The sequence below is a fragment of the Bartonella sp. CL63NXGY genome, assembly GCF_042194905.1.
GTDB lineage: Bacteria > Pseudomonadota > Alphaproteobacteria > Rhizobiales > Rhizobiaceae > Bartonella.
Genome location: NZ_JBHINK010000003.1, coordinates 1 through 5,307, shown reverse-complemented (window position 1 = coordinate 5,307; position 5,307 = coordinate 1). Strand labels below are relative to the sequence as shown.

General features: G+C 37.6%; 5 protein-coding genes. 4 read left to right on the top strand and 1 reads right to left on the bottom strand.

Annotation, left to right across the window (positions count from 1 at the left end; translation table 11 throughout):
* Window positions 1-888: 888 nt before the first annotated feature.
* Window positions 889-1,455, bottom strand: coding sequence for a hypothetical protein (locus ACFIK0_RS02320; protein WP_375630973.1), 567 nt, complete (start codon window positions 1,453-1,455; stop codon window positions 889-891).
* A 141-nt stretch (window positions 1,456-1,596) separates the two neighbouring features.
* Between ACFIK0_RS02320 and ACFIK0_RS02315 the strand changes: the two genes are divergently transcribed.
* The 4 genes from ACFIK0_RS02315 (at window position 1,597) to ACFIK0_RS02300 (ending at window position 4,945) form a co-directional block, all read left to right on the top strand.
* A complete protein-coding gene (locus ACFIK0_RS02315; RefSeq protein ID WP_273790897.1) occupies window positions 1,597-1,785 on the top strand; it encodes a hypothetical protein in 189 nt (62 codons plus the stop codon).
* Window positions 1,786-3,254: 1,469 nt separating this feature from the next.
* The gene (locus ACFIK0_RS02310; protein WP_375663414.1) at window positions 3,255-3,776 is read left to right on the top strand and encodes a hypothetical protein; all 522 of its coding nucleotides are present in this window, start codon (window positions 3,255-3,257) and stop codon (window positions 3,774-3,776) included.
* Between the two features lie 38 nt (window positions 3,777-3,814).
* On the top strand, window positions 3,815-4,339 hold the full coding sequence (locus ACFIK0_RS02305) for a hypothetical protein (protein WP_375663413.1): 525 nt from the start codon (window positions 3,815-3,817) through the stop codon (window positions 4,337-4,339).
* A gap of 48 nt (window positions 4,340-4,387) precedes the next feature.
* Entirely contained in the window at window positions 4,388-4,945 is a 558-nt protein-coding gene (locus ACFIK0_RS02300; protein WP_375630976.1) for a hypothetical protein, read from the top strand.
* Window positions 4,946-5,307: the final 362 nt, after the last annotated feature.

Below are 5,307 nucleotides of genomic sequence, written 5' to 3'. Positions count from 1 at the left end.
TTTTCTCCTTTGAGAAAGGCGTGGACAAGATGAAGGGAGAATTGTGGTTTTGAAATCCGTGGTATTTTATTGATGAAATTGGGAAGGCGGTGGTTGGATGGTGTTGCGGGGCAAAGCTTTAGGTGTTGGCGATTTGTGGGGGCGATTGGGGTTGTGCTGGCTGTCGTATTAGCGGTGGTGTGATGGGTGGAGGGTTATCGGTGCAGTTGTTGATGAGGGAGAAGATTGTTGGTAGGGGCTTTTTCTTTCCTTTAAGGGATGATGCTTTTAATTTTGTAAAAGATCAACGGGTTGTTTTAATGATAAGCTATTGATTTATAGTGGATATTTTATCATTATTTATTTTGAATGAGAAACCCAGATTATGCTGAAATAAAAGCCATAGCGTTTGTCCGTCATAAGATCAGGAAAGCCATATAGAATTGTACAAGAAAAGACGTAAAATGACGATAATGAATTGTCTTAAAAGCTAAGGATGTCGCGATATTGGGCGAAGTTTATGATGAGGGCGGTTTGTTACAATGGGGGTAGAGGGGAGAATGTTGCTGTTTTAAAGAGGGGCAAATATTTATCCTGCCCATGCCGTGAATATGCCGTGAATTATTGTCCTTTGAGGCATGGTTAAGTGAGGCATGGGTAGATATAAGGTTAAGTCTCTTTGACAGGTTGAAGTATTTTTTTAAGGGCGTGGTGGATATTTTAAAGCTTGTTTGTTGTGCGCTTTAAGCTTGTTAATTCCATGAAATTCTATGAAAGGGCAAGCTCAGTGGATCTCAAATGCACCCTGCCAAAAGGGGACTTTATAAAGGAGCTGGTTATAAAGAGGCATGTTATAAAAGGAGGGGGAGAATCTTTATCCTGTGTGAAGGAGAAGAAACAATGGGTGTTTTAGCAAAGGCTCTTTTGGGTAGAACTATCAAAATGTTTATAAAGGGCATCAAGAATAATACGCAACGAACCAACAAGATTAGGCAGCGGTTGATCTTCTATAACAAGATAGTGTAATGCCGCATGAAAGTTGTGTTGACGATGTAGATATTGTGCTTCTTTAATTGCTTCTTGCATATTTTCATAGTGTTCCGTTGCTCTTTGGACCCATTGCTTTTTTGCTTTCTCATCTGATGCGCTGTGCGTAAAACCATCATAATAACCGTTTGGTAAACCTTTTGCACATAAATAGTCGTTTCTAATTTGCAAGTATTGTTGTGCCGTGTCATATTGCTCTTTACTGATGCCTGATGAAGCCTCTTTATAGCCAAGCAAACAAAGACGCCCAATATAGGTCCCAACAAGCGGATTTTTCGCTTCTTCGAGGCTTAAACCAAAGTGTTTTGCACGCATTTCAATCGCAGATTGAAGCGCAGATTCGCTGGAGCTTTGGGCACGTGAAATACGTCCTTTGGGCTCTCGCTTTCCTGTTATTTTCGGTCTACCGCGTTTTTTACGTATTTTCATGAACTTAACCATTTGAATGAAAAAGAAACTGTCTGTTGATGGGGGACAGTGATGTAAAAAGCACTTGGCACAAATATTGGGGGAGCAAATACTTAAGAGGGAGAAAATACTTAAAAGGGAGAAAATACTGGGGGGGGGGGAGTGAGCAAATACTGGGAAATATCAGCCGTTGCAGATCAAAAAACAAACGATACTAAAGGCGTTTTAAATGCAAAGAAAAGCAACGGTGTGGGGCGAAAAAATCATCTTTTTTATCTTATCCCTATCAGTCTTATCTTCCGCCCCTGTCATGCTTATTTTTTCATGGATAGCGAATTATTTGCTTTTTAAATATTTCTTAACTGTTCTTGAGAGATTGAAGGAAAATTTTTGTCAAATGTGAATGAAAAAATAAGAATGGATTTCAAGGGCATGTCATCGTCTTTTCTAATAGGAAGTTTTTTCTAATGGGATTATTTGTCTCTTTTTTCACGAGCGCTTTGTGGAAACTTTTCAATTCCACTTTTGAAAGGTCATTGTTTTCTTAAGTTGGGAGCTTGTTATTTGGGTTCTCTTATTTTTTTGTTGGTGGGCGCTTTCCCAAGATATTTGATATACATCACGCTGTTAAGCATATTTTTATCCTTTATAGGAGATATGTTGTCTTCTTTTGAGTGGCAGAGAGCGGCAAAAAGCAAACCTCCGTATCCTATTATAATAGCATAAGATGCTCTATGTTTTCAAATAAAATATCGTTTATCGGCTTAAAATAAACTGTGAATGATCTCGCTATTTGGTTTGGTATTTCCTTTATGAGTATCCTTTATAGAGTATAAAATTTTCCGTTTTAATGGATCTCATCATAAGACGAGGGGATGTCGTTTAAAGGAAAGGATGCATTATCGAAAGAAGCTGTTTTTATAAGAAGAAAATGCCTTTATAAAAAGATGCTTTTATGGGAGATGCCTTGATGAATGTAGGGGCTGTATAAATGTGGGGGCTGTGAGATATTTCATCTTTAATGAAGCCTTTTTAATTAAGAAGCTTTCAAATGAGGATTAAGGTTGTTTGTCGCGCGCTTTTCATACTGGATAATCGGTTGCTTGTTCGACTTTGTGTTGTGTTGCTTTTTAAAGAGCCATGTCTTAGGGCTCTCTTTTGACCATTTCGCAAGGGTGCTCATGAAGGGTATAACGATAAAGTCCCCCAATGAAATCCATATAAAGTTTGAATAATATAAAATCTATTGCACACTTCCATTTTTACGCTTGTGAAGAAGAAAGTCCATAGCATCACACATTTTGCCAGCTCTCATTTTTGCGACAGCCCTTGGCATTTGAGATGCTTCATTAGAGGCATTTATCATCCTTTCTTAATATTTTACTCTATATGGCTCTTTCTGCTTGTAACGCGCAAGAGACATGGTTTGGATTGGCCCAATATGGAACAGGTTTGGAATAAGACAATCCTATGCTATTTAGGGTTCTCATTTAAGGTGCTAAATAATAAATTGTTATAAATCAGTATGTTATTAGTAAAATTTTACACATCATATATTTTTTAGATTGAATATTTTTGCTTGTTGAGTTTTGTGAAACATTGTCTTTTAAGGTGTGGGTCATAGATAAGGAGACACAATAGCGTTTGTGCTTGTAAGCCTGAGAGATTGTATGTTGTCGCGTATAGGGAATTTAAAAAAATAGACTTAAAAAGTCCTATAGCACGGGTTTCATGGTGAAAAGAGTGCTCGATAAATCGGTTTTTCTGGTTGCATGTTTTCAAAGAGTGAGTGGGCATTTTAGAAGTGAGAAAATATCCATATGATCGAAGATAAATCACAACACCAATCTATCCATGAGAAAAATACGGCTTTTGCATCACAGCCAGGGGTGAATCAGTCTGCAGTTTTTAAAAAATGGACGGCTCTCTCAAGAAGAGATTACGTCATCATTTTGTGTTGGGCTATCCCCTTGTTGGTGCTTTTTGCCGCGACTGTCTATATGAGCCCTTTGGAGTTTTTTCACATTATATCTAAAGAACAGCTTCAAGCACTGGAGAAAATGGAACAAGGAGATCTTCGAAAAATGACTAAGGAGATTTTGAAACAGCCTTTTGAAAATAATCCTGCTGTCTTGTTTTTGCGTAACGTAGGATGGAATGGTGTTTGGGCTTGTTTATGTTTCTTACCGCAAATGATTTGGTTTTGTCTTGTGCTGTTCTTTCCATTCTTTTTTGTCTTTAACGCCATCTCTAAACGGGATGTCAAGGAAATGATGAAGCTGTGGGATACATTGCCAGAGCAGCAACAGTTAGACAACCAATCTCTCAACAGAACACAATAGGGAAACGAGAGGCTAATTCTTTTGTAAGGAGTTTTGGAATGTTGATCACAGGAGGGTTGGGTGCTTTCATGTTTCTCGGGGAGATCATGATACTGTTTTCTACCGTCATGACAATCTTTGCACTTTATTATTCGTTGATAAAACGGACAATATTGTTGTTTTGGATGCGGCGCAAATTAAAAAAGGGTGCAGCGCAGAATTTGAGGCATAATCAGGCAGGAGGGAAAGGACAGAATACAGTTTGTGCAATAGAATTAAGCCCCCTTTCTTTTAAAGAATCTTTGGAACTTTCAAGAAAAGATTATTTTATCATCTTTTTTCTAGCCTTCATTGTGATTGTGTCTCTTACAGGTTTGATAGCTTTTTTTTCTTTTCTTATAAAATCTGCGATTGTTTTACACGGTTATATGGTTCTATTGTTTACGGTTGGCATGTTTGTCATGCAGCTGCTGTTGTGGTTCTGTCTATGGATTATTGTTTTTTTACCTGTCATTTTAATTCTCCATAGTTTCCTTCAGTATGGCGTGGAAAAAACAATGAAGAGGTTAGAAACATTTGTTTGAGCAGAGGATAAAAATGATGATTTCATATCAATGCGATAGGGGGGAAAAATGACTATTGTTATAAAATGTTTGGCTGTTTTAGGGATCACCATCATTGCCATTTTAATGGCTATAGTTATGGTCAGGCTTCCTTACCTGTTGATCAAGCATATGAGGTTATCTTTTAAAATCGCTCAAGACTTGAAAAAGAGTACGATGCAACAAAAACAAGCCATACAACAATTGCGCAATGATCAGGGAGAAATGAAAAGACACAATCTTGTGCATAAGACCCTTGATGCGAAAATGCGCTTTCTTAACTTCAAAGAATCTCTGCCTCTTTCTTCAAAAGAATGTAAAATAATCTTTTTTATCTTTGTCCTCTTTTCTGTTTTGCGGGCTGCTTGCTCTATCGCAAATTTGGTATGGTGGAAGAGTGATATGATCAGCGGGATCATGTCACTGTTGAACGCTTCTCTATGGATTGGATTTCTTCTCTTTTTTCCGATCATTTGGGTGATGTGCATAAAGTTAACAAGAAAATTGAACAAAATACTTCCACAATTGGAAGAAGCAATAAAACAACGCGATCAGGCAATTCGTATGCAGAATGGGCGTGGAGGATAAAATGACGGGTAGTCTTATAACATTAATAGCCATTTCTTTCCTGTTATATATGATCGTAAATATTTTATTGTGGGTGCCAGTTTGGACAATTTGTTACTTGTTTATCAAGCGTGCGAGGCTTTATTGTCGCGTGAAAAAGGAACTGAAATGCGTGCTGAATGAACGCGATATTGCCTTAAAACAGATCTCCCAAAAATAAAAAAGCAGCAGAATATTTGATAAAAAACAGCTTTCTCTTGTTTGGCAAGACTATAAAAAAATATTCTATCTTTCTACGGTTATAGTGACTGCTCCAATAGTTATAACTGTTGTCGTTAAAATATGGAGAGGGCAGGACTTTGTTTCTCTTGTCGTATTCGAGC

What these genes read in the sequence shown, in the direction of transcription:
- ACFIK0_RS02320 (WP_375630973.1), bottom strand. Translation starts at nt 1,455, where the DNA reads ATGAAAATACGTAAAAAACGCGGTAGACCGAAAATAACAGGAAAGCGA.
- ACFIK0_RS02310 (WP_375663414.1), top strand. Translation starts at nt 3,255, where the DNA reads ATGATCGAAGATAAATCACAACACCAATCTATCCATGAGAAAAATACG.
- ACFIK0_RS02305 (WP_375663413.1), top strand. Translation starts at nt 3,815, where the DNA reads ATGTTGATCACAGGAGGGTTGGGTGCTTTCATGTTTCTCGGGGAGATC.
- ACFIK0_RS02300 (WP_375630976.1), top strand. Translation starts at nt 4,388, where the DNA reads ATGACTATTGTTATAAAATGTTTGGCTGTTTTAGGGATCACCATCATT.